The following is a 22,920-nucleotide window of genomic DNA, read 5'->3' as shown; positions in this document are numbered from 1 at the left end:
CGTCAAGGTTACCCCTGCAAATATCTCTTACCTTAAAATCTACATAAAAAAGGCCGCTTGCGCGGCCTTTTAGCAAGGGTTACCCCTTAGCCTTTAATGCGCTGATGCAGCTCCTGCACCGAGGTCACATTGGTACGACTATCTGCAGAATGTGCCATACAGGTCGCGAAGGCGGCGTTCAAGGTAGTAGTGTAGTTCACCTTATAGCGTAGGGCACCACGACGCAGCTGACGCGAGTCTTCGATCGCCTGGCGACCTTCGGTGGTGTTCACTATGTAGGTGTACTCATCATTCTTGATGCGGTCAAGAATGTGTGGACGACCTTCGTGTACCTTGTTCACCAGACGAGGGTTGATACCCGCCTCGCCCAGTACCACTGCTGTACCGTGAGTGGCATCGATCTCGTAGCCCAGCTCAATCAGCTTGGCAGCCAGATCGGCAACACGCTTCTTGTCGCTGTTACGCACAGAGAGCAGCGCTCGGCCCGACTTAGGCACCTCAGAGGTTGCTCCTAGCTCTGCCTTGGCATACGCCTCGGCGAAGGTGGCGCCAACGCCCATGACCTCACCGGTAGAGCGCATCTCGGGGCCGAGTAGCGGGTCAACACCCGGGAACTTGTTAAACGGCAGCACCACTTCTTTCACCGAGTAGAAGGGTGGGATCACCTCTTTGGTAAAGCCCTGCTCTTCCAGCGTCTGACCGGCCATGACGCGCGCTGCGATCTTCGCCAGCGGTACACCCGTCGCCTTAGAGACGAATGGCACGGTACGAGCCGCACGCGGGTTAACCTCGATCATGTAGATGGTGTTATCTTGAACCGCAAACTGCACGTTCATCAGACCCACAACCCCAAGTTCCATCGCCAGCTTACGCACCTGCTCGCGCATCTGATCCTGGATCTCCTGGCTCAGGGTGTATGGTGGCAGAGAGCAGCCCGAGTCGCCCGAGTGAACACCCGCCTGCTCGATATGCTCCATGATGGCGCCAACCACAACAGTTGTGCCGTCACATACCGCGTCGATATCCACCTCGGTGGCGTTATCGAGGAAGCGGTCCAGCAGGACTGGCGAGGCATTAGAAACGCTCACGGCTTCGTTGAAGTAACGACGCAGGTCTTGCTCGTCGTAGACGATCTCCATGGCGCGGCCACCCAACACGTAAGATGGACGCACCACAAGCGGGTAGCCGATACGCTCGGCGGCGATCACTGCGCCTTCTACCGTAGTAACGGTATCGTTTTCCGGCTGCTTCATCTCAAGGCGTTGAATCGCCTGCTGGAAACGCTCACGGTCTTCGGCGCGGTCGATCGCATCCGGACTGGTACCTATAATAGGCACACCGGCGGCCTCGAGGTCGCGAGCCAGTTTCAGCGGCGTCTGACCACCGTACTGCACGATAACCCCTTTAGGCTGCTCGATACGGACGATCTCCAACACATCTTCCAGGGTCACAGACTCGAAGTACAGGCGGTCAGAGGTATCATAGTCGGTAGATACTGTCTCTGGGTTACAGTTAACCATGATGGTCTCATAACCGTCTTCACGCAGCGCCAGCGCCGCATGCACACAGCAGTAATCGAATTCGATACCCTGGCCGATACGGTTAGGACCACCACCCAGCACCATGATCTTGTCGCGGTTAGAGGGATTAGCCTCACACTCTTCTTCATAGGTCGAGTACATGTAGGCGGTGTCGGTCGAGAACTCGGCGGCGCAGGTATCGACGCGCTTGTACACAGGGTACACTTCGTGACGATAGCGCAGCTTACGCATCTCAGACTCGCTAACCCCCATCAGGGCAGCCAGACGCGCATCGGAGAAGCCTTTGCGCTTAAGCTTGTAAAGGAAGTCCTTATCCATGCTAGACATGCCGGCTTCTTTTACCTGACCTTCGAGGGTCAGCAGCTCTTCGATCTGCACCAGGAACCAAGGGTCGATATTGGTCAGCTTGAAGATGGCGTCCAGGCTCAGGCCGGCGCGGAAGGCATCGGCGATATACCAGATACGATCGGCACCCGGCTCTTTCAACTCGTGGCGGATACGCGACAGGGCATCGTTATCTTCCACATCGACGATAGAGTCGAGACCATTGACGCCCACTTCCAGGCCTCGTAGCGCTTTCTGCAGCGACTCCTGGAAGGTACGACCGATAGCCATCACCTCGCCCACAGACTTCATCTGAGTGGTCAGGCGGTCATTTGAACCGGCAAACTTCTCGAAGTTGAAGCGTGGCACCTTAGTGACCACATAGTCGATGGCAGGCTCGAATGAAGCTGGTGTTGCGCCACCTGTGATATCGTTGCTCAGCTCATCCAGGGTGAAACCCACCGCCAGCTTGGCGGCAATCTTGGCGATAGGGAAACCTGTCGCCTTAGAGGCCAGTGCCGATGAACGCGATACACGCGGGTTCATCTCGATGATCACCATGCGGCCATCTTTCGGGTTGATACCAAACTGAACGTTCGAGCCGCCGGTTTCTACGCCGATCTCGCGCAGTACCGCCAAGGATGCATTACGCATCAGCTGATATTCTTTGTCTGTCAGGGTCTGCGCGGGCGCGACAGTGATAGAGTCGCCTGTGTGCACACCCATAGGATCGAAGTTTTCGATAGAGCAGACGATAATGCTGTTATCGTTGCGGTCACGAACCACTTCCATCTCATATTCTTTCCAACCGATGAGCGACTCATCGATCAGCAGTTCGTTGGTTGGTGACAGTTCGAGACCCTGAGAACAGATCTCCTCGAACTCCTCCTTGTTGTAGGCGATACCACCGCCCGAGCCACCCATGGTGAATGATGGACGGATAATACAAGGGAAGCCAACCTGCTCGAGTACCTCATAGGCATCTTCCATGCTGCGGGCAATACCGGCACGAGGACACTCGAGGCCAATCTTCTTCATCGCCTCATCGAAACGGCTACGATCTTCGGCCTTGTCGATAGCATCGGCGGTGGCACCAATCATGTCGACGTTAAACTCGGCCAGCACGCCTTCCGACTCGAGGCGCAGGGCACAGTTCAGTGCAGTCTGGCCGCCCATGGTCGGCAGAATCGCGTCGGGACGTTCCTTGGCGATGATGTTACGTACCACTTCCCAATGAATCGGCTCGATATAGGTGGCATCGGCCATCTCTGGATCTGTCATGATGGTCGCTGGATTAGAGTTCACCAGAATGACCCGGTAACCCTCTTCACGAAGCGCCTTACACGCCTGGGCCCCCGAGTAGTCAAACTCACATGCCTGACCGATAACGATAGGGCCAGCACCCAGGATAAGAATACTTTTTATGTCTGTACGTTTTGGCATTGCTGTAACTTTCTCCCGGACTACTTAGCGTTATGACGATATTCTTCGATCAACTCGATAAAGTGATCGAACAGCGGCGCGGCATCATGGGGCCCAGGACTCGCCTCTGGGTGACCCTGGAAACTGAACGCTGGTTTGTCGGTCAAATGGATACCCTGTAGCGAGCCGTCGAACAGTGACTTATGGGTCACCTTAACATTGGCGGGCAGGCTGGCTTCATCTGCAGCAAAACCATGGTTTTGGCTGGTGATCATCACATTGCCCTGCACCAGGTTGCTGACCGGATGGTTAGCACCATGGTGACCAAACTTCATCTTCAGCGTCTTAGCGCCCGAGGCCAGTGCCAATAGCTGATGGCCAAGGCAGATACCGAAGAGTGGAATGTCTGTCTCAAGGAAAGTCTGAATCGCTTCGATGGCGTAGTCACATGGCTCTGGGTCGCCAGGGCCGTTCGACAGGAAGATACCATCGGGATTCATCGCCAGTACTTCAGCTGCTGGGGTCTGCGCCGGTACTACGGTTACATCGCAGCCGCGATCGACCAGCATACGCAGGATGTTGCGCTTAACGCCGTAGTCATAGGCTACGACTTTGTATTTCAGTTCTGACTCAGGAGTGTCACTCGGCAGGCCGCCCACCAGACGCCAGCTACCGCTGCGCCATTGGTATTGCTCCTGTGTGGTCACCTCTTTGGCCAGGTCCATGCCTTTCAAGCCTGGGAAGGCCTTAGCCGCCTCCAGCGCCTTAGTTTCATCCATGTCACCCACTAAGATGGCACCCGCCTGTGCCCCTTTTTCCCTGAGGATACGTGTTAGTTTACGCGTGTCGATATCGGCAATGCCTACAACATTGTTGCTTTTTAGGTAATCGCTTAGGGATTGCTGATTTCTGAAGTTGCTCGCCAGTAGCGGCAGATCGCGAATGATCAAACCACAAGCATGTACAGCATCAGATTCGGTATCTTCACTATTGGTACCAGTGTTACCAATGTGCGGGTAGGTTAGAGTAACAATTTGACGAGAATAGGAAGGATCCGTCAGGATCTCTTGGTAACCCGTCATGGAAGTGTTAAATACCACTTCACCAACTGCGAGTCCATCGGCACCAATTGCAGTGCCAGAGAATACGGTTCCATCTTCGAGTACGAGTAAGGCAGACTTTGTCAACGCGACCTCCGAAAAGAGCCAAGCCATTGAATAATAAGGTTTTGTTTTATATTTAAAATACCAACTTTCGCTTAAATGCGAAATTTTGACAAATTCCGACAATTTTATAGGTAATTGTGAAACTCGTCTATAGATAAGTGGTACTTTCTTTCAAAAAAAAACGCCAAATAGGCGTTTTTTTAAATACTAATCCTTCAGGCCTAAGACCTGTTGCATGTCGTATAGTCCGGGGCCCTGATCGCCCAGCCAAAATGCGGCACGCATGGCACCGTTGGCAAAGGTCATACGACTCGAGGCCTTATGGGTGATCTCCAGACGCTCACCGATATCGGCGAACATAGCCGTGTGCTCACCCACCAGGTCGCCGGCGCGAATGGTAGAGAAGCCTATGGTCTCTCGACTACGCTCTTCGGTGATCCCCTCACGGCCATAGACGGCACATTTCTCCAGGTCACGACCCAAGACCTCGGCAATCACCTCGCCCATCTTGAGCGCTGTGCCGGACGGTGCATCTTTCTTATATCTGTGATGCCCTTCGATGATCTCGATATCTGTGTAGTCGCCCATCACCTCGGCGGCCAGCTCCAGCAGACGCCACATCAGGTTGACGCCCACAGACATATTAGGCGCCATCACGATAGGCGTGGTCTCGCCATAGGCGGCAATCTGCTCTTTCTGGGCATGATTGAAGCCAGTGGTACCGATGACGATCGCCTTACCGTTGCGAGAACACCAGTCGGTATGTACCACACTGGCCTCGGGTGAGGTAAAGTCAATAAGAATGTCGAAGTCGTCGACGGCGTTGTCTAGCGAATCAGTAATGGCAACATTCATGGCCCCCACACCGGCGAGTTCGCCCGCATCGACACCAATTAATGTTGAACCCGCACGCTCAACCGCCGCACCTAGATAGATATTGCTGCTGAGTTTTGCCGATTCAATAAGAGTTCGGCCCATGCGACCACTGCCACCGGTTATCGCCACTCTTACTTGCTCTGTCATCTAATTCTCCTAAACACTTGAAGGTTTCCACAGGACACAAGGCTAACGCCAAATCATTTCAAAAAAAAGCCTAAGCAAACGCTTAGGCTTTTTCGATTAGAGAATGTCGAGCAATTCCACTTCGAACACTAGGGCCGAATAAGGAGGAATTGAGGCACCTGCGCCACGCTCGCCGTAGGCAAGGTGATGCGGTACATACAGCTTCCACTTAGAACCCACAGGCATCAGTTGTAGTGCCTCGGTCCAACCGGCGATCACACCAGAAACAGGGAACTCGGCAGGCTGGTCGCGTAGAACTGAGCTGTCAAATACGTCACCGCTGATGAAAGTACCATGATAGTGAGTACGAACGGTCGAATCATAGTTAGGCTTGTCGCCTGTACCTTCGGTGATGATCTCGTATTGTAGACCAGACTCTAGGGTTACTACGCCGTCACGCTGTTGGTTTTCAGCTAGGAAGGCTTCGCCTTCTGCAGAGGCTGCCGCAGCAGCAGCTTCCTGAACCTTTTGAATACGCTGACTAATCTCAGTGAATGCAGTTTGAAGCTCTTGCATAGAGACAGCACTCTCTTTACCTTCAAACGCATCTGACAGACCAACCTGAACAGCTGAAATATCGAGACCTTCGAATGAGTTAGCTGCGAGTTGCTCGCCTAATTGGCGGCCAACACCATAGCTGGCGTGCTGTTCAATTGTGGTGAACTTATCAGACATAATGATTGTACTCTCATTTATTCAATTAATTTCGCGGCGGATTTTATCACAGACTGTGATAAAAAACCCTAGTCACAGCGTTTTTTTCCACTGGCACTTGCACTGCGGTACAGAGGCGTCACCTGAGGCAACATCTGCTGCAGGTCGGCGATACGATGATCGTGGGACGGATGGGTCGACAATAGCTCAGGACCCTGACTGCCTCCCGCCTTGGCCATGTTCTGCCACAGACTGATGCTCTGGCTGGGATCGAACCCGGCTCTGGCCATCAGCTCGACCCCCATGACATCGGCCTCACTCTCCTGGGCACGGCCATAGGGCAGAATAAAGCCATACTGGGCACCTAAGCCCAGAGCCGACATATAGAGATCCTTATTACTCAAACCACTAACGTCGATGGCTGCGCCGGCAATCTGCATCCCAACCCCCGTCATCTGCGCCCGTGACACCTGCTCGTTGCTGTGGTTAGCCAGCACGTGGGCCACCTCGTGACCGATAACGGTCGCCAGCTGATCCTGATTCTTGGCCACCTTCAAGAGGCCGGTATAGACACCTATGTGCCCCCCGGGCAAGGCGAAGGCGTTAACCTGATCCGACTCGAATACCACCACCTCCCAGTTTGGCTGGCGATCTGGCAACACTGAGGTGATGCGGTTGGCCACACAAGTCACATACTGATTGGCCTGCTTATCCTGACTTACCTTCTGCTGTTTCTTCATCTCGGCAAAAGATTCGGCCCCCATCTGATCCATCTGCTGCGCTGAAAACAGCAGGGTCTGCTTACGCCCGGTGGGCGATTGTGTGGTGGCACAGCCGGCTAATAAGAGTATCACCAGCGCAGCGGTTAACTGTTTCATCTCTCATCCCTTCTCATTATGAAACTTCATTCTTGATTATAAATAGTTGGTTATAAATAGTTGGCTATTAACAAGTGATCATTAAAGAATAGCCAAAATATATGGCAATAAAAAAACCTCGCATTGCGAGGTTTTTATTGTGTATCAGCAGGGCTTAGCTGTTCAAGTCCTGGAAGAACTTCTTCACGCCATCGAAGAAACCTTCCGCCTTAGGGCTGTGCTTCTTTGATGAACCCGTCAGGGTCTTATCGAACTCACGTAGCAGTTCTTTCTGCTTGTCACTCAAGTTCACCGGCGTTTCCATCACCACCTTACACAGCAGGTCGCCGACCGCATGGCTGCGCACCGACTTGACCCCCTTGCCACGCAGACGGAACATGCGACCCGTCTGAGTTTCCGAAGGTATCTTCAGGTTGACCTTGCCATCGAGTGTCGGCACTTCGATCTCGCCGCCCAGTGCCGCCGTACTAAATGAGATAGGCACTTCGCAGTAGAGGTTGTTGCCGTCACGCACGAAGATGGCATGCTCACGTACGGTGACCTGCACATAGAGATCTCCTGGAGGTGCACCAAACTCGCCCGCTTCCCCTTCGCCCGACAGACGAATGCGATCGCCGGTATCTACACCCGCAGGGATCTTCACCGACAGTGTCTTGCTCTTCTCTACGCGACCTTCGCCATGACACTTGCCGCAAGGATCTTTGATGATCTTGCCGCGGCCATGACAGGTAGGACAGGCTTGCTGCACCGCGAAGAAGCCTTGGCGCATCTGCACCTGGCCTTGGCCATGACAGGTACCACATGTGGTTGGCGAGCTGCCTTTCTTGGCACCGCTACCGTCACAGAGATCACAGGTGGTTAAAGTAGGAATGCGCAGCTCTTTGGTCAGGCCGCGAACCGCTTCTTCCAGTGACAGTTCCAGGTTGTAACGCAGATCCGAGCCGCGCGCCGCCTGACGCTGGCCACCACGGCGTCCACCGCCGAAGATGTCGCCAAACACGTCACCGAATACATCACCGAAGTCGGCACCGCCGCCAAATCCACCGCCACCACGGTTAGGATCGACGCCCGCATGACCAAACTGATCATAGGCCGCCTTCTTGTCGCTGTCGGTTAGAATTTCGTAGGCTTCTTTTACCTCTTTGAAGCTGGCTTCGGCCGCCTTGTCACCTGGGTTGCGATCCGGGTGAAACTTCATGGCCAGGCGCTTATAAGCCTTCTTAATCTCACGCTCGCTGGCGTCGCGACCTAGGCCTAATACTTCGTAATAATCTCGCTTTGACATAGTCTCATACTTTCTGCGCTAGGGTCTGTTGACCTTTTAGGTTTACTTTTTGTTCAATCTAAAAAGACCAACTGCCCCTTAAGTTATACGAACGGGCGTTAGAGTTACCCCATAACGCCCGCTGGAAATAATTTAGGCTGGGCCTGAATTATTTTTTGTCGTCTTTAACTTCTTCAAACTCGGCATCGACAACATCGTCAGCAGGAGCTTCGTCAGACTGCTGAGCCTGCTCGCCTTGGCCAGCTTGCGCCTTAGCCTGAGCGATCTCCATCAGCTTGGCAGACGCTTCCATCAGGGCTTGCGTTGCTTTTTCGATAGCTTCTTTGTCGTTGCCTTTAGTGGCAGTTTCAACTTCGGCCATCGCCGCTTCGATCTTCTCTTTGTCTTCGCTTGGCAGTGCTTCGCCCGCTTCTTCGATCTGCTTCTTAGTCGCGTGAACCATGCCATCAGCCTGGTTGCGTGCAGTCACGAGCTCTTCGAACTTAGCGTCTTCATCGGCGTGCGCCTCGGCGTCACGTACCATAGCTTCAACTTCTTCATCGCTCAGACCAGAAGAGGCCTTGATGGTGATGTTCTGTGCCTTGCCTGTCTTCTTGTCGGTCGCAGACACATGCAAGATACCATCGGCGTCGATATCGAAGGCCACTTCAATCTGTGGCATGCCACGTGGTGCAGGCTCGATACCTTCCAGGTTGAACTGACCCAGCGATTTGTTGGCGCTAGATTGCTTACGCTCACCCTGTAGTACGTGAATGGTTACCGCACTCTGGTTGTCATCGGCAGTCGAGAAGGTCTGGCTAGCCTTAGTCGGGATAGTGGTGTTCTTCTCGATAAGCTTAGTCATCACACTGCCCATGGTTTCGATACCCAGAGACAGAGGCGTTACGTCAAGCAGCAGTACGTCTTTCACGTCACCGGCAAGTACACCCGCCTGAACCGCAGCACCGATAGCAACCGCTTCGTCTGGGTTAACGTCTTGACGCAGCTCTTTACCGAAGAAGCTAGAAACTTCTTCACGTACCTTAGGCATACGGGTTTGACCACCCACCAGAATCACTTCGTTGATGTCTGATACAGACAGGTCTGCGTCAGCCAGTGCCACCTTTAGCGGCTCGAGTGAACGTTGGATCAGATCTTCAACCAGAGACTCAAGCTTAGCGCGAGTGATCTTAACCACTAAGTGCTTAGGACCTGTCGCATCTGCCGTGATGTATGGCAGGTTAACTTCAGTCTGAGTCGTGCTAGACAGCTCGATCTTTGCCTTCTCGGCAGCTTCTTTCAGACGCTGCATCGCCAATGGATCGTTACGCAGATCCAGAGATTGTTCTTTCTTAAACTCGTCGGCCAGGTAGTTGATCAGGCGGTTATCGAAGTCTTCACCACCCAGGTGAGTGTCACCATTGGTTGCCAATACTTCGAAGGTCTGCTCGCCTTCTACGCTATCGATCTCGATGATAGAGATATCGAAGGTACCACCACCTAAGTCGTATACCGCAACGATGTTATCGCCTTGCTTCTTGTCGATACCGTAAGCCAGTGCCGCAGCGGTAGGCTCGTTGATGATACGCTTAACTTCCAGACCAGCGATACGACCGGCGTCTTTTGTCGCCTGACGTTGTGAATCGTTAAAGTAAGCCGGAACGGTAATTACCGCTTCGGTTACTGGCTCGCCCAGGTAGTCTTCGGCAGTCTTCTTCATCTTCTTCAGAATCTCTGCAGAAACTTGTGGCGGTGCCATCTTCTTGTCGTGCGCTTCAACCCATGCATCACCGTTGTCTGCGCCGATGATCTTAAATGGCATGATGTCTACGTCACGCTGTACTTCGTCATCTTTGAAACGACGACCGATAAGACGCTTAATAGCAAAGAAGGTATTCTTTGGGTTTGTTACAGCTTGGCGCTTCGCAGGCTGACCAACTAATACTTCTTCGCCAGTATATGCGATGATCGACGGTGTGGTGCGATCGCCTTCCGCGTTTTCAATTACGCGTGCTTTATCGCCATCAAGTACAGCTACACAAGAGTTAGTTGTACCTAAATCGATACCAATAATTTTACCCATGGAGTCCTCCAAAAAACTTTTAACTTACGCTAACTTTGTTATCTGATTCAGATATGGGGATAGGCGAATTCGTTTTCAAGCCTAATTTTCCGAGCCAATATCTTTCCTTAACACCCTATATTGGGACAGCAATTGGGAATACAAGGGCAAGAAAGATAAAAATTAACTTAATTGAGTATTTTTTTGATCTTAAAAGCTGCCGGGCGGCTAACAAGAAGCGTATAATGCATGCAATCGAAGTAAAACTCCCTCTGTGCCCCAGGCGCGTGGGACTTTTTTAGTTGTCTCGTTTAGTGAGAAGGTTCAGTGAAATCATCCAACCAAGCTTATCTCTATGCCTTAGCGGCCATCTTACTCTGGTCGACCGTCGCCACCGCCTTCAAGTTGGCCCTGAGCCATTTTACGCCCCTACAGCTAGTGTTTGTCGCCGTCTCGACCTCTATCCTCGCCCTAGGCGTCATACTCGCCGCGACCGGTAAGCTGCACCTCATTAAGCGCCAATTTAACAGCCGTCCCTGGTTTTATCTGCAGACCGGGCTACTCAATCCGTTTCTCTACTATCTGGTGCTGTTTAAGGCTTACGCCCTGCTTCCCGCCCAACAGGCACTGTCGCTCAACTACACCTGGGCAATCTTGCTACCCCTTCTGGCTGTGCCGCTACTGAAACAGAAACTGCGCAAGAGCGATCTCACCGCGGCGCTGATTGCCTACCTCGGCGTATTTGTCATCGCCACCAATGGCGAAATCACCAGCGTACGCTTCGAGAGTGCCACAGGGGTGCTACTGGCGCTCACCAGCACCCTACTTTGGTCGCTCTACTGGATAGTCAACACCAAGGATCAGGGCGACCCTGTGGTCAGCCTGCTGCTGAGCTTCATGGTAGGACTCCCCTTTATCTTGGTAACCCTGCTGCTGACCCAGTCGCTGCCGAGCTGGGATCTCAAGGCCTTTGGCGCAGGCATCTATGTAGGCCTGTTTGAGATGGGGGTCACCTTCGTGCTCTGGCTGGTCGCCCTCAAGAAGGCGGATCGCACCGCCAGCATGAGTACCCTGGTCTTTATCACCCCGGTCCTCTCGGTAGGCTTCATCGCCTGGATCCTACAAGAGACTATTACACCATCGACTTTCATCGGCCTGGGACTTATCCTGACCGCGCTGGCGCTGCAGCAGCTATTGCCTCAGCTTAAGCGCCTGCGAGCCAAAACAGGCCCTGCGCTGACGCCTGAGAACTAAAATCATCGGCTAACATAAGCTGTCAAAGATAGACGCCCTTGCATAAAAAAACCGACCCTAGGGTCGGTTTTTTTACGCTTATCGCTTATTGATTTTCAGTGGCTAGTTGCGCACGTCGATCTCTCCTACGCCCACCGACACATACAGATGGTCGTCACCGGATACACCTCGCTGATGATAACTCTGGCTCACCAGGTTCTGGTTTACCTTCAGACGCTTACCGCCGTCACGAATGCTCACCTCACCCACACCAGACTCGAGCGACACATCACCAAAATTGGCATCATGGGTGATCTCGGCGCGGCCCACTCCAAGCTCGACATCGATGCTGGCACTCAGGCCATCCACCGTCACCTCACCCACACCGGCGTCCACTTCGAGCTCGGCATTGCGAGGCAGATAGACACGCCACTTCTGATTCACATCGTCCTGATCCGCCAGTCTTAATACCAGCTTATTGCCATCGTCGAGGATATCGAACTTGGCCGAGCTCACATCACTGTTCTGCCAGAAACCAAACCATTTCGAATCGTTGGCCTTCACCACCACCTCGACCCGCACCTTGTCTTGATCGCTGGCGATCAGCTCCGCCTGGCCCACATCCATGTCTAACGCCACCTTCTGGCCACGATAGTCGAACTCATCGTTGAGTGTGATGCTGGAGGCCGCCTGTGCGCCCACGCTCATCAAACCTACTACCAGACTCAAACTTACCAATGCCTTGTTAACCATGTTGTTTTTCATCTTATGCTCCGTAACCGACTCCCTGTGAGATTGATTAAGGTATAGCAAGCAAGATGCCAAAACCGTAAGACATTGTAATTAAACGCTTTTAATTCAAATTCGTTTTCTCACTTTGATGATTCCCCCGAACAAGTTGCGAAACTCACCAAGGGATCTGGTCAATTTCATCACTAGAGATCATGAGATAAAGCTACTGAGATATAGCTACTGAGACTTAGCTACTAAGAAAAAGCTACTGAGAAAAAGTTTGAAGAAGCTAAAAAAAGAAAAGGAGCCCAATGGCTCCTTTTAATCTGAATAGCTGTTATGTCACTTTAACCACGGGCGGTATAGTCACCGACACCGATCCACTTATAGGTGGTCAGCGCCTCGAGCCCCATTGGGCCTCTGGCATGCAGCTTCTGGGTCGAAACCGCCACCTCGGCGCCCAGGCCAAACTGGCCACCGTCGGTGAAACGTGTACTGGCGTTGACATACACGGCCGCCGCATCCACCTGATTGATGAAGTGGGCCGTGGCATGAATATTATCGCTCAGGATCCCCTCGGAGTGGCCACTGGAGAAGCGGCGGATATGGGCGATCGCCATATCCATATCCTCCACCACCCTGACGCCCAGGTTCAGCGACAGCCACTCTGTGCCAAAGGTCTCATCACTAGCCTCGTGAGTCGTCACGCCGGCATCTATGCCTATGGTCTGGGCCTGCTCACAGGCATGAAAACTCACGCCGAGTGCGTCTAGGTGGGCGTAGAGCTTAGGCAAGAAGGACTCGGCGATAGATTGATTGATTAGCACAGTATCCAGGGCATTACACACGGTCGGGCGCTGCACCTTGGCATTAGCGATCACCTCTATGGCCTTGTCCTGATCCACCTCGCCATCGACGTAGAGATGACAGATGCCGATACCGCCTAAGATCACAGGAATGGTCGCCTGCTCGGCGCACAGGCGCTGCAGGTTCTGCCCGCCACGAGGCACTATCATGTCCACATACTTGTCGAGCTTGAGCAGACCCGAGACCAGGGCACGGTCTGGGTCTTGAATAAGCTGCACCGCATCGCTCGGCAGCCCCTGCTCGCTAATGGCTTCCCTGATCGCCTCACTTAATGCCAGATTAGACGCCAGGGTCTCCTTGCCACCGCGCAGGATCACCGCATTGCCCGTCTTCAGCGCCAGCACGGCAATATCCACGGTCACATTGGGGCGCGCCTCATAGATAACCCCCAGCACGCCCAGCGGTACGCGGCGACGGGACAGGCGCAGGCCATTGTCCAGCAGCTGGCTCTCCAGCTCGCTGCCGATAGGATCGGCCAGGGCCACCACATTTTCTATGTCGGCAATCACACCCGATAGCCGCGTATCGTCCAGCAGCAGCCTGTCTATCATGGCATCATTCAGGCCATTTTCCCGCGCCTTAGCCACATCCTGTTGATTGGCTTCGACTATCTGCTCACGCTTTTCGCTCAGCTTAGCGGCGATCGCCCTAAGCAAGTCGCGCTTCTGCTGACCCGAGAGGCTCGCCATGGCGTAGCTGGCGGCCTTGGCCTGCTCGCCGAGTGTGTTTAAATACTGCTGTTTATCGTCCATCGTTTCTAATCCACTCATCTTTAATCTGCACAGATTGACTCTGCCGAAAACCTTACAGGACCACCATGTCGTTGCGATGCACTATGGCATCGCCGTAGTCGTAACCCAGCAGCGACTCGATTTCATTCGAATGTTTACCGGCAATCCTCTGCAGATCTTTGGCGCTGTAGCGACTCATGCCTCTGGCATGTTCCCTCCCCTGTTCGTCCACCAGCTGCAGGGTGGCACCGCGGTCGAACACACCGCTCACAGATAGGATCCCCTTAGAGAGCAGGCTGCGCCCCTTCAGGGTCACGGCGTTGATGGCACCGCTATCCAGTATCAGGCGCCCCTTGGTCGCCGGGCCCGCCAAGATCCACTGCTTACGGCTCTCCAGCGGATTTTCCAGTGCGGTGAAATGGGTACCCACCGGCAGCTTACACACGGCATCTAAGATCACCTTAGGATGATGGCCCGAGGCGATCACCACCTCGACCCCTGCGCGCCGGGCAATGTCCGCCGCCTGCAGCTTAGTCGCCATGCCGCCAGTGCCCAGGCCGGAAACCGCACCGCCCGCCAGGCTGCGCAGGCTATCGTCGATGTTGACCACCTGCTTGATCAGCTTAGCATCCGGATTCGCCCTTGGGTCGGCATCGAACAGGCCCTTCTGATCCGTCAGCAGGACCAGCAGATCGGCATCACACAACAGCGCCGCCCTGGCCGACAGGTTGTCGTTGTCGCCCACCTTGATCTCATTGGTTGCCACCGCATCGTTCTCGTTGATGATAGGTATGATGCCGTTGGCCAGCAGGGCATTAAGAGAGTCCCTGGCGTTGAGGTAGCGTTCCCTGTCATGCAAATCGGCACGGGTCAGCAGCAGCTGGCCCACATGCAGCCCGTAGATGCTAAACAGCTGCGACCAGGCGAGGATCAGCTGACTCTGGCCCACGGCCGCCAGCAGCTGCTTGTTGGCGACCGTATCTGGCAGTGTGGGATAACCTAAGTGCTCGCGCCCGGCCGCGATGGCGCCCGAGGTGCACAGCACCACTTCGACACCCGACTTCATCAGCTTGGCCATTTGCCTGGCCAGCTCAACCATATGCGCCTTATCCAGCTGACGCGAGCCCGAGGTGAGCACACTGGTGCCCAACTTTACCACCACACGGCGGTAGCCTATCTCACTTAAGTTCATTGACATTTCGACAGAAAAAAACCGAACCTCAAGTTATACCCAATCCCTAGGGCAAATGGTAGCTGGGAAGATAAAAGATTAGAGCCAGTCAACTTTCCTTCAATAAAAGTCATAAAAAAAGGCCATACATTGTATGACCTTTAATCTAAACTGGCTGTCACTCGACTTAAGCTAAGAACTTAGCCCTAACTTCACCTAGCCATAGATGAACTTGGCGAGGAAGAGCGCCGCCAACACCAAGACACCGACAGTGAGATCCCTGTAGCGACCGCTGAAGAGCTTAATAGCCGCATAGGCGATAAAGCCCATGGCGATACCTGTGGCGATGGAGAAGGTCAGCGGCATCAGAATACAGACCACCACCACAGGCGCCGCCTCGGTAAGATCTTCCCAGTCCACATGCACCAGGCCAGACATCATCAAGATGGCGACATAGAAGAGCGTGCCTGCGGTGGCGTAGGCCGGAACCATGCCCGCCAGCGGCGAGATAAACAGCGATAGCAGGAACATGATCCCCACCACCACGGCGGTGAGTCCGGTGCGGCCACCGGCGCTAACCCCGGCGGTACTCTCGATATAACTCGTAGTCGTCGAGGTGCCTAGCATGGCCCCGGCTATGGTGGCGCTGCTGTCGGCGGTCAGGGCGCGGCCGAGACGCGGTAGTCTGCCCCTGTCGTCAAGGAAACCGCCGCGCTGGGCCACGGCCACCAGGGTGCCAGAGGTGTCAAACAAGTCCACAAACAGGAAGGCGAACACCACGGAGAGCATGCTTATCTCAAGCACGCTGGAGAGATCCATCTTCATGAAGGTCGGCGCAATCGACGGCGGCGTCGAGATCATGCCGTTGTATTGCACGTCTCCCAAGAGAAGCCCCAGCGCGGTGATCCCCAAAATGCTGATGATCACCGCAGACTGATAGCCTCTGTGTACCAAGGCGATAATGATGAAGAAGCCCAGTACAGACATCACGGCTGGCAAGGCGGTAACATCCCCCATGGTCACCAGAGTTGCGGGGCTGGCCACCACTATGCCGGCACTCTTGAGACCGATCAGCGCCAGAAACAGGCCGATACCGGCGGCGATCCCCAGACGTAGCGACATAGGGATACTGTTAACTATCCATTCACGGATCTTCACCAGAGAGAGGATGAGGAAACAGATCCCTGAGAGGAATACCGCCCCCAGCGCCGTCTCCCAGCTGTAGCCCATCTCGCCCACTACGGTATAGGTAAAGAAGGCGTTGAGCCCCATACCCGGTGCCAGGGCGATAGGATAGTTCGCCACTATGCCCATCACCAGGCAACCCACGGCCGCGGCCAGACAGGTGGCGACGAACACGGCGCCATGGTCCATGCCCGCATCGGCCAACATCATGGGATTGACGAAGATGATATAGGCCATGGTTAAAAAGGTGGTCAATCCGGCCACCACCTCTTGTTTTAACGTTGTTTGGTGCTCGGTTAACTTAAATACTTTTTCTAACATGGAACGAGGTTCCTTGATTTAATTATGGTTTATTTAGGTAGGGTAAAAGTTGAAACCAAGTTAACGACTTGATAACAAGCGAGGATTATATACGCAATAATTGCGCAAACGCGAGCCAGATTAGAGTCATGACTCGAGACGATTGCATAAAGGTGATCTACGCCAGATTTATCGCCGGGGATGCGAGACAGAGATGGCAAATTTCAGGCAAAAAAAAGCCTGCTCAAAGAGCAGGCGAGACATGTTTCAAGTGTTCCGAAAGGAAAGAGTTACCGCGCTAGCGGGTTACACTGGCCTACCGCTCAATGAGCAATAGACAACTTGAGTCTAAAAATCCCCAAACGGGGTAAGGTTGATGGATGATGCAACTACTTTAATCGAGTGAACTAGGTTCAAATGATCTCAGGGGTAGTTAGCCCTTAAAAGGCATAGCGTACAGACCACCGCGAAGGGCATCGGTACAAAACCAAGTATTCTGCCAATAAACGTGCTGAATTCCTGTATAAGACATAGTCATTAACTCCTAACAAAGTTGAAAAAATAATCTCTAGTGAAACTTGGCAGGCCTTTCATTTCCGGGGCCATGCCGCAGTCAACTTGTCGCTCGGTTCCTTGGAGAGTTATCCATCCTGGATAGACTTTGAGGTGGAAGACACTGTGTCTAACCAACGAGAGCCATTATATTTAAATGTAGTTTTATTACAAGCTTTTTTTCTATTTTTTTTAAAAAACCCTTCAAACTGTAATTTTACTACATCAAAAGCCCGTTGCGAGGCGGGTCGAGATCACGCTTTTTCACCCTATTGTGATCCGGCAACAAAAAGGGGCAAGCCTATGCTTGCCCCGGTCAAATTTTGCGCCCAGCTAGGCTAGGGTCTGCTTGGTTCAGCCACGGATCAGCTGACACAAACTAACAAGTGGCGCCGCGGTAGGCGTGCCATACAGGGGATCACCCTCGGTCGCACTACCCGCAATATCCACATGGGTATAGGCCATCGGCGTGTCGCTCGACAGGCCATGGGCCTCTAGGCCAGAAGCCTTCAGCAGGAAGACCGCCGGATACTGGTGTCCCCTGGCCGTCACGGAGGAAGGCGCATTGTTGGACGACAGCACATCCGCCGCACCAGAAGGATCGACTATCTTCTGATAATCGTCACGTCGCATGCGTGACACCTCTATAGGCTCGCCCCAGGCCTCGCTGATCGCCTGCAGGCTGTCACCCACCTTCTGCTCCCGCGCCACGGCATTTTCTACCACTGCCGTATAGCCGCCGTAAGCGCGCACCACATGGCCGGTCAGAGTCGCCACCGAGAAGAGCTGCGGCGCCACGGCGTCCTGCGCCTTGAGTCTGAGGTGCGACAGCAGATCCGCCAGCACCAAACGCCCCTCGGCGTCAGTGTTACCGATACGCACCCGCACGCCTGCGTGGCTGGTGATGATCTCGTCGGTCACGAAGGCCTCGCTGCCTATGCTGTTACGCACCAGGCCAAGCTCGGCCACCACACGAACGCCTTTAGGTTTCAGCAAGGCCAGGGTCTTCATCAAGCCGGCAACCGCGGCCGCGCCGCCCTTGTCGCGGCTCATCCCGGCCATGGCACCGCCAACCTTAAGGTCGGCCCCGCCCGTGTCATACACAACGCCCTTACCGGCAAAGAAGTAGCTGCGCTCGATAGGCCCCTCGGCCTTATATTCCAGCTTGACCACTCTAGGCTGATGCCTTGAGACCGCAAAAGAGGCGCGGCCCACGGCGCTTAGCAGCGGATAGTCACGCTCCAGCACGTCTCTGTCTTCGACAACCGACATGGTCAAGTCCAGCCCCTTAAGCGCATCGACACAGTACTGGGCAAAGGCGGGCGCCGACATGCGCTCTGGCTCTGTGCCGCAAAGGTCGCGCGCCAGGTGTTTACCCGCCTCGATGGCGCTGAGCAGCTCAGCTGCCTTATCGTCCACCAGCAGGCCGATCTGTGAGATATTGTCCATCTCACCCAGTGCCTCGCGGCGCTCCAGCGACTGCCATAACGCCTGGGCACAACCCAGCGCGGCAACTCCCATGGACTGTGCATATCTCGCCTGAGTCGATGGCGTGACGATCAGCAGCGGACGTCTGGCGCCGGCATCGAAGGCCACTTTTATGCCCTGGCGAGCGGCGTCGCTATAGCCGCGCACATCCTGAATATCGCTATCGCCATCGGCCACCGGTGCCACAATCAGGCGACCACCGGCCAGCCCGGGGGCAAACAACAGCGTGGTGGAGCGCCCTACCCTGGCATCCACCTGGGCGCCATGGCTGGCGAGCATGGCCAGCTCCTCCTGGGCAATGGCGTCTAGGCCATGGGTTACCAGTACCACGGCATCCCACTGGTTATCGTCAAAAATGGCTTCTGAATCTGTTACATCTATAAATTGAACCCCGGTCATGCCTCATCCTTTTCATCTAGCGGTTTTTCGGTCTTAGCCGAATCAACTGACGCCTATATAACTGATACAGGCGCCCTGAGCTTTGACAGATCTTTGCCTGCCTATTGTGAATATCAACCTCTCACTAAAGACAATACTAACCCCTGCCATCTCTGTAAGGCCGCTTACCCAAGGTTTGAGGGTTGGGTTAAGGCCATGTCCAGCAAGGTTAAATCGCCGTGAGTGTTGGCATTATTCTCCTATCTGGCGCCAATGCCAAATGAAAATAATGATGCCGCCCCCTAAGGCGGCTTTTGGCGGGTGGCAACTTAGTATGACACTTGAGGGATACCTACCCGCTTTCATGCCCCCGCACCACTAGAGTCTATGATAGACTATCGCCAAATTAGACCTCAAAGACCTTTATTACAGAGGAGTTTGTCCGTGAGCACATTAAGTCAATTGCAACCTCAGGTACTTTGGCAGTGGTTTGAACAGATCTGCGCCATTCCCCACCCTTCCAAGCATGAGCAGGCACTAAGCCAATACATCCAAAACTGGGCCAAAGACAAACAACTCAGCGTTGTCGAAGATAAGGTCGGTAACCTGATCATCAAGAAGCCGGCAACCCCTGGCATGGAAAACCGCAAGATCGTGGCCCTGCAGGCGCATATCGACATGGTGCCGCAGAAAAATGCCGACAAGGTGCATGACTTCGAGAAAGATCCTATCGAAGCCTATGTAGACGGCGAGTGGGTTAAGGCCAAGGGCACCACCCTGGGCTCAGACAACGGTATCGGCATGGCCTCTGCGCTGGCTATCCTCGGCAGTGACGACATCCCACACGGCCCGCTGGAAGTGCTGCTGACCATAGATGAGGAAGCAGGCATGACAGGTGCCTTCGGTCTGGAAGCCGGTTACCTTGACGCCGAGATCCTGATCAACACAGACTCAGAGCAGGAAGGCGAGATCTACATGGGCTGCGCCGGCGGCGTCGATGCCCAGATCACTGTGCCTATGGTATGGCAGGCGGCCGAGCCGAGTCTGTCGACCTACACCCTAACACTCTCAGGACTTAAAGGCGGTCACTCAGGGGTGAACATTCACCTGGGCCGCGGCAACGCCAACAAGCTGTTGGCCCGCTTCCTGTTTAACCACGCCGACGAGCTGGCACTGGAACTGACCAACTTCAGCGGCGGCTCGCTGCGTAACGCCATCCCTCGTGAGGCTAGCGTCAGCTTCATGCTGCCGAACGAAAACCTGCCACGCCTGGAAACCCTGATCCAGGAATATACCGATCTGGTCCGTCAGGAACTGGCCATCGCCGACCCTGACATGCTGCTGACCCTCAGCGAGATCCCAGCCGCCACCCAGGTGATGAGCGAAGCCACTCAGCAGACACTGATCGACCTGCTAAACGCTTGCCCTAACGGCGTGATGCGCATGAGCGATGAGATCCAAGGCGTCACCGAGACCTCGCTCAACGTTGGCGTGATCACCACAGAAGCCGAATCGGTAAGCATCCTCTGCCTCATCCGCTCGCTGATCGACTCGGGCCGCGAAGAGGTCGAAGGCTACCTCACCGCCCTGAGCAACCTGGCCGGTGCCGAGGTGGAGTTCAGCGGCGCATACCCAGGCTGGAAGCCAGACAGCAGCTCTCCTGTGATGGCGATTGTGAAAGACACCTACGAGTCTATCTACAACAAGGAACCGGTTATCATGGTGATCCACGCGGGTCTGGAGTGTGGTCTGTTCAAGAAGCCCTACCCAGAGATGGATATGGTCTCTATTGGCCCCACCATCCGCTTCCCACACAGCCCAGACGAGATGGTGTTAATCGAGACCGTCGAGCAATACTGGAAGCTGCTCCTCGCCGTGCTGGAACGTATTCCAGAAAAAGCATAATAGATAGCGTAACTAGGTTATCGATGAGAAAGGCGTCTAACGAGACGCCTTTTTTGTTGGCAAACAAATGCTGCGTCGGTGCCGCATTCGACGGTAAATGTCTTATACCAATCACAGTAAATATGTGATCAGAAATAACGCAGGAAAAACGCTTGAGAACAAAGCAGGATTTTTAGATAAGTAGTTATTCTACAATTAAAAATACTAATACAGTTATCGAGCATTTTAACAAGCTAGAATGATCAATTATTTATTACGATTGGTATTACGTAACGAACGCCAGCATTAGCCCGCATTGTTTTGAACTGCCTACGGCAGGTGCAGAGCATGGGTGCAGCAAATGCCGAGAAATCCTATTGGTTATATTGGGTTAAGGCTGCTTATCGTAAACGGCGACGCCTTCGGGGATGGTAAACCAGCTTTGCTTCTCGCTGACCCAGACATGAGCGGTAGGCGCAATAAGGCTGGTATCTGACAGATTCGACGGCTTAAGTTTAATTTTACTGGGATCTTTTGGGTCGAAATGATAGATGCGGTTGCCGCAAGTGGGACAAAACTTAGCACCATTGACATTGCCGCTATCGGCCACGCGACTCCACTCGGCCATCTCGCCCTGAAATTCTATGCTGTCGGCATTCACCACGGCCGTGATACTAAAGGCGCTGGTTGAGAGCTTCTGACACTCCTTACAATGACAGGCCACCACCATCAAAGGTGCCGAATGCAGCTCATAAGTCACACCGCCACACTGACACGCCCCTTTCACCGGATACTCCATTTCCATCTCCATTGGTTGTAAAACGCTAGCGCCATTCTACTCCTCAATACCGCATTTAAAAACAAGGAGCCATGCTGCGTGAAGGCAGGTTATCTTGACTGAACACCACAGTCACTTGTTACATGCTTTTTAGAACGGTATATCATCCCATTCCTCTTGTTGTACTTGTGCCTGAGGAAGAATTCTCTGTACACCAAACTTTGATAACAGCACGTTGGCTACGGACAAAAAACCTTGCGATTCTATGAGGATAGAATTATCACTGACTCTAGCCTTCAGACTTTCCAGTGTTTCTTCTGGCACAGACTCAAGAGATTTAAGAATATTAACCCGATTAATTGCCTCTTCGATATCCGTTGACTGCGCGATTGCATTAACAAGTGAGTTAAGCATTTTTTCTCTTGTTTTAGGTGACTTTACTATCGTTAGGAAAATTTGCTCGGCAACCTCACCAACAGTTTTATTGAGAGCTTGTATACCTTGATATTTCCCTATAAATCCGTATGGATCTAAGCCTCTCCGCACCGGAATTATAAGCACACCTCGGCCAACAGCAACCCCCACTTCTTGGTCGCACCAATTACTTTCCTTGAAACCATTCATCAATATTGCAGCCAGAGCATCCATTGAATGAAGCCCTGCCTCAATTTCCAATTGCCACTCTTTAGATGGCTCAATGTCTTCATGCGCCACGAAGGCTGAAATAGCGTAGTTGCTTAGAACTGACTGAAGGTGAGATGTTTGAACTTTGAATGAGGCAAGATGGCTCAAAAACAACCTAAAGTAGCCCGCCTTCCAGAAGGTAGCCTCTTTAGTTGAGATTGTTGAATAACCATGAGGCACATTGAGTTCTTCAGCTATCTTGAATATTAGATCTTCGGGCTTTTGTGCCAATACCTCTTTGGCGTAGATTCTCTTGCTGTTTGCACTAGGCTGAATATCTTTGCAATCAATTCCGTGCGCAGCAAAGAACATATCTATTTCATCGAAAGTCATCCTCGATTGAAGCTCAAGTCCTATTTTTTCTAGCAATTCAATTCTATCGATTACTTTCATAATTCCCTCTAATGGCTCCGATGCTTAGGGCATGTAACGCCCGCATCTAGGGAATCCCCAGATAATTCCTTGTACAATCAATTAGTAGACACGCATGGTGCTGTTTGATCTAATCAATTTCGCCAAAAACAAACTAGAACAACACCATGCGCGACATTACAATACTACATG

At 53.3% G+C, this 22,920-nt stretch carries 16 protein-coding genes; 2 read left to right on the top strand and 14 right to left on the bottom strand.

Features of this window, described 5'->3' with window-relative positions; translation table 11 throughout:
- Positions 1 to 86: 86 nt before the first annotated feature.
- From carB to dnaK, 7 genes are all read right to left on the bottom strand, one after another.
- A complete protein-coding gene (carB, locus tag GNT65_RS08230; RefSeq protein ID WP_160795156.1) occupies positions 87 to 3,308 on the bottom strand; it encodes a carbamoyl-phosphate synthase large subunit in 3,222 nt (1,073 codons plus the stop codon).
- 20 nt (positions 3,309 to 3,328) lie between these two features.
- A complete protein-coding gene (carA, locus tag GNT65_RS08225; RefSeq protein ID WP_181006213.1) occupies positions 3,329 to 4,501 on the bottom strand; it encodes a glutamine-hydrolyzing carbamoyl-phosphate synthase small subunit in 1,173 nt (390 codons plus the stop codon).
- A 159-nt stretch (positions 4,502 to 4,660) separates the two neighbouring features.
- Positions 4,661 to 5,476 carry a 4-hydroxy-tetrahydrodipicolinate reductase gene (dapB, locus tag GNT65_RS08220; protein ID WP_160795152.1) on the bottom strand — a complete coding sequence of 272 codons (816 nt, stop codon included), beginning with the start codon at positions 5,474 to 5,476 and terminating at the stop codon, positions 4,661 to 4,663.
- Positions 5,477 to 5,572: 96 nt separating this feature from the next.
- Positions 5,573 to 6,190, bottom strand: a complete 618-nt coding sequence (locus GNT65_RS08215) for a BamJ family beta-barrel-assembly machinery protein (RefSeq protein ID WP_160795150.1) — start codon at positions 6,188 to 6,190, stop codon at positions 5,573 to 5,575.
- 68 nt (positions 6,191 to 6,258) lie between these two features.
- A complete protein-coding gene (locus GNT65_RS08210; RefSeq protein WP_160795148.1) occupies positions 6,259 to 7,047 on the bottom strand; it encodes a M48 family metallopeptidase in 789 nt (262 codons plus the stop codon).
- A gap of 154 nt (positions 7,048 to 7,201) precedes the next feature.
- Positions 7,202 to 8,332: a molecular chaperone DnaJ gene (dnaJ, locus tag GNT65_RS08205; RefSeq protein ID WP_160795146.1), complete on the bottom strand. Its 1,131-nt coding sequence runs from the start codon at positions 8,330 to 8,332 to the stop codon at positions 7,202 to 7,204.
- 148 nt (positions 8,333 to 8,480) lie between these two features.
- The gene (gene dnaK / locus GNT65_RS08200) at positions 8,481 to 10,394 is read right to left on the bottom strand and encodes a molecular chaperone DnaK (protein ID WP_160795144.1); all 1,914 of its coding nucleotides are present in this window, start codon (positions 10,392 to 10,394) and stop codon (positions 8,481 to 8,483) included.
- Positions 10,395 to 10,700: 306 nt separating this feature from the next.
- On the opposite strand from dnaK, the gene GNT65_RS08195 reads away from it, so the two are divergent.
- Positions 10,701 to 11,627, top strand: coding sequence for an EamA family transporter (locus GNT65_RS08195; protein ID WP_160795142.1), 927 nt, complete (start codon positions 10,701 to 10,703; stop codon positions 11,625 to 11,627).
- A gap of 102 nt (positions 11,628 to 11,729) precedes the next feature.
- Here the strand turns inward: GNT65_RS08195 and GNT65_RS08190 are convergent, their stop codons facing one another.
- From GNT65_RS08190 to GNT65_RS08170, 5 genes are all read right to left on the bottom strand, one after another.
- The gene (locus GNT65_RS08190; RefSeq protein WP_160795140.1) at positions 11,730 to 12,371 is read right to left on the bottom strand and encodes a hypothetical protein; all 642 of its coding nucleotides are present in this window, start codon (positions 12,369 to 12,371) and stop codon (positions 11,730 to 11,732) included.
- Positions 12,372 to 12,685: 314 nt separating this feature from the next.
- A complete protein-coding gene (locus tag GNT65_RS08185) occupies positions 12,686 to 13,975 on the bottom strand; it encodes a glutamate-5-semialdehyde dehydrogenase (protein ID WP_160795138.1) in 1,290 nt (429 codons plus the stop codon).
- Positions 13,976 to 14,009: 34 nt separating this feature from the next.
- On the bottom strand, positions 14,010 to 15,128 hold the full coding sequence (gene proB / locus GNT65_RS08180; protein WP_160795136.1) for a glutamate 5-kinase: 1,119 nt from the start codon (positions 15,126 to 15,128) through the stop codon (positions 14,010 to 14,012).
- Positions 15,129 to 15,323: 195 nt separating this feature from the next.
- Positions 15,324 to 16,613: an NCS2 family permease gene (locus GNT65_RS08175; protein ID WP_160795134.1), complete on the bottom strand. Its 1,290-nt coding sequence runs from the start codon at positions 16,611 to 16,613 to the stop codon at positions 15,324 to 15,326.
- A gap of 885 nt (positions 16,614 to 17,498) precedes the next feature.
- Positions 17,499 to 19,031, bottom strand: coding sequence for a M17 family metallopeptidase (locus tag GNT65_RS08170; protein WP_160795132.1), 1,533 nt, complete (start codon positions 19,029 to 19,031; stop codon positions 17,499 to 17,501).
- Positions 19,032 to 19,454: 423 nt separating this feature from the next.
- Here GNT65_RS08170 and GNT65_RS08165 point away from each other — a divergent pair, with 423 nt between their 5' ends.
- Positions 19,455 to 20,915: a beta-Ala-His dipeptidase gene (locus GNT65_RS08165; protein ID WP_160795130.1), complete on the top strand. Its 1,461-nt coding sequence runs from the start codon at positions 19,455 to 19,457 to the stop codon at positions 20,913 to 20,915.
- 370 nt (positions 20,916 to 21,285) lie between these two features.
- On the opposite strand, the gene GNT65_RS08160 is transcribed toward GNT65_RS08165, so the two are convergent.
- Positions 21,286 to 21,693 carry a GFA family protein gene (locus GNT65_RS08160; RefSeq protein ID WP_160795454.1) on the bottom strand — a complete coding sequence of 136 codons (408 nt, stop codon included), beginning with the start codon at positions 21,691 to 21,693 and terminating at the stop codon, positions 21,286 to 21,288.
- Between the two features lie 129 nt (positions 21,694 to 21,822).
- Entirely contained in the window at positions 21,823 to 22,749 is a 927-nt protein-coding gene (locus GNT65_RS08155) for a toll/interleukin-1 receptor domain-containing protein (RefSeq protein ID WP_160795128.1), read from the bottom strand.
- Between the last annotated feature and the right edge of the window lie 171 nt (positions 22,750 to 22,920).

Origin of the sequence: Shewanella insulae (genome assembly GCF_009831655.1) — a bacterium.
GTDB classification, from domain to species: domain Bacteria; phylum Pseudomonadota; class Gammaproteobacteria; order Enterobacterales; family Shewanellaceae; genus Shewanella; species Shewanella insulae.
Note: the sequence above shows the minus strand (reverse complement) of the source record. Positions and strands in the feature narration are given on the sequence as shown.

Coding starts and splice junctions, on each gene's coding strand:
- carB (WP_160795156.1), bottom strand. CDS start 3,308: ATGCCAAAACGTACAGACATAAAAAGTATTCTTATCCTGGGTGCTGGC.
- carA (WP_181006213.1), bottom strand. CDS start 4,501: ATGGCTTGGCTCTTTTCGGAGGTCGCGTTGACAAAGTCTGCCTTACTC.
- dapB (WP_160795152.1), bottom strand. CDS start 5,476: ATGACAGAGCAAGTAAGAGTGGCGATAACCGGTGGCAGTGGTCGCATG.
- GNT65_RS08215 (WP_160795150.1), bottom strand. CDS start 6,190: ATGTCTGATAAGTTCACCACAATTGAACAGCACGCCAGCTATGGTGTT.
- GNT65_RS08210 (WP_160795148.1), bottom strand. CDS start 7,047: ATGAAACAGTTAACCGCTGCGCTGGTGATACTCTTATTAGCCGGCTGT.
- dnaJ (WP_160795146.1), bottom strand. CDS start 8,332: ATGTCAAAGCGAGATTATTACGAAGTATTAGGCCTAGGTCGCGACGCC.
- dnaK (WP_160795144.1), bottom strand. CDS start 10,394: ATGGGTAAAATTATTGGTATCGATTTAGGTACAACTAACTCTTGTGTA.
- GNT65_RS08190 (WP_160795140.1), bottom strand. CDS start 12,371: ATGAAAAACAACATGGTTAACAAGGCATTGGTAAGTTTGAGTCTGGTA.
- GNT65_RS08185 (WP_160795138.1), bottom strand. CDS start 13,975: ATGAGTGGATTAGAAACGATGGACGATAAACAGCAGTATTTAAACACA.
- proB (WP_160795136.1), bottom strand. CDS start 15,128: ATGAACTTAAGTGAGATAGGCTACCGCCGTGTGGTGGTAAAGTTGGGC.
- GNT65_RS08175 (WP_160795134.1), bottom strand. CDS start 16,613: ATGTTAGAAAAAGTATTTAAGTTAACCGAGCACCAAACAACGTTAAAA.
- GNT65_RS08170 (WP_160795132.1), bottom strand. CDS start 19,031: ATGACCGGGGTTCAATTTATAGATGTAACAGATTCAGAAGCCATTTTT.
- GNT65_RS08160 (WP_160795454.1), bottom strand. CDS start 21,693: ATGGAGTATCCGGTGAAAGGGGCGTGTCAGTGTGGCGGTGTGACTTAT.
- GNT65_RS08155 (WP_160795128.1), bottom strand. CDS start 22,749: ATGAAAGTAATCGATAGAATTGAATTGCTAGAAAAAATAGGACTTGAG.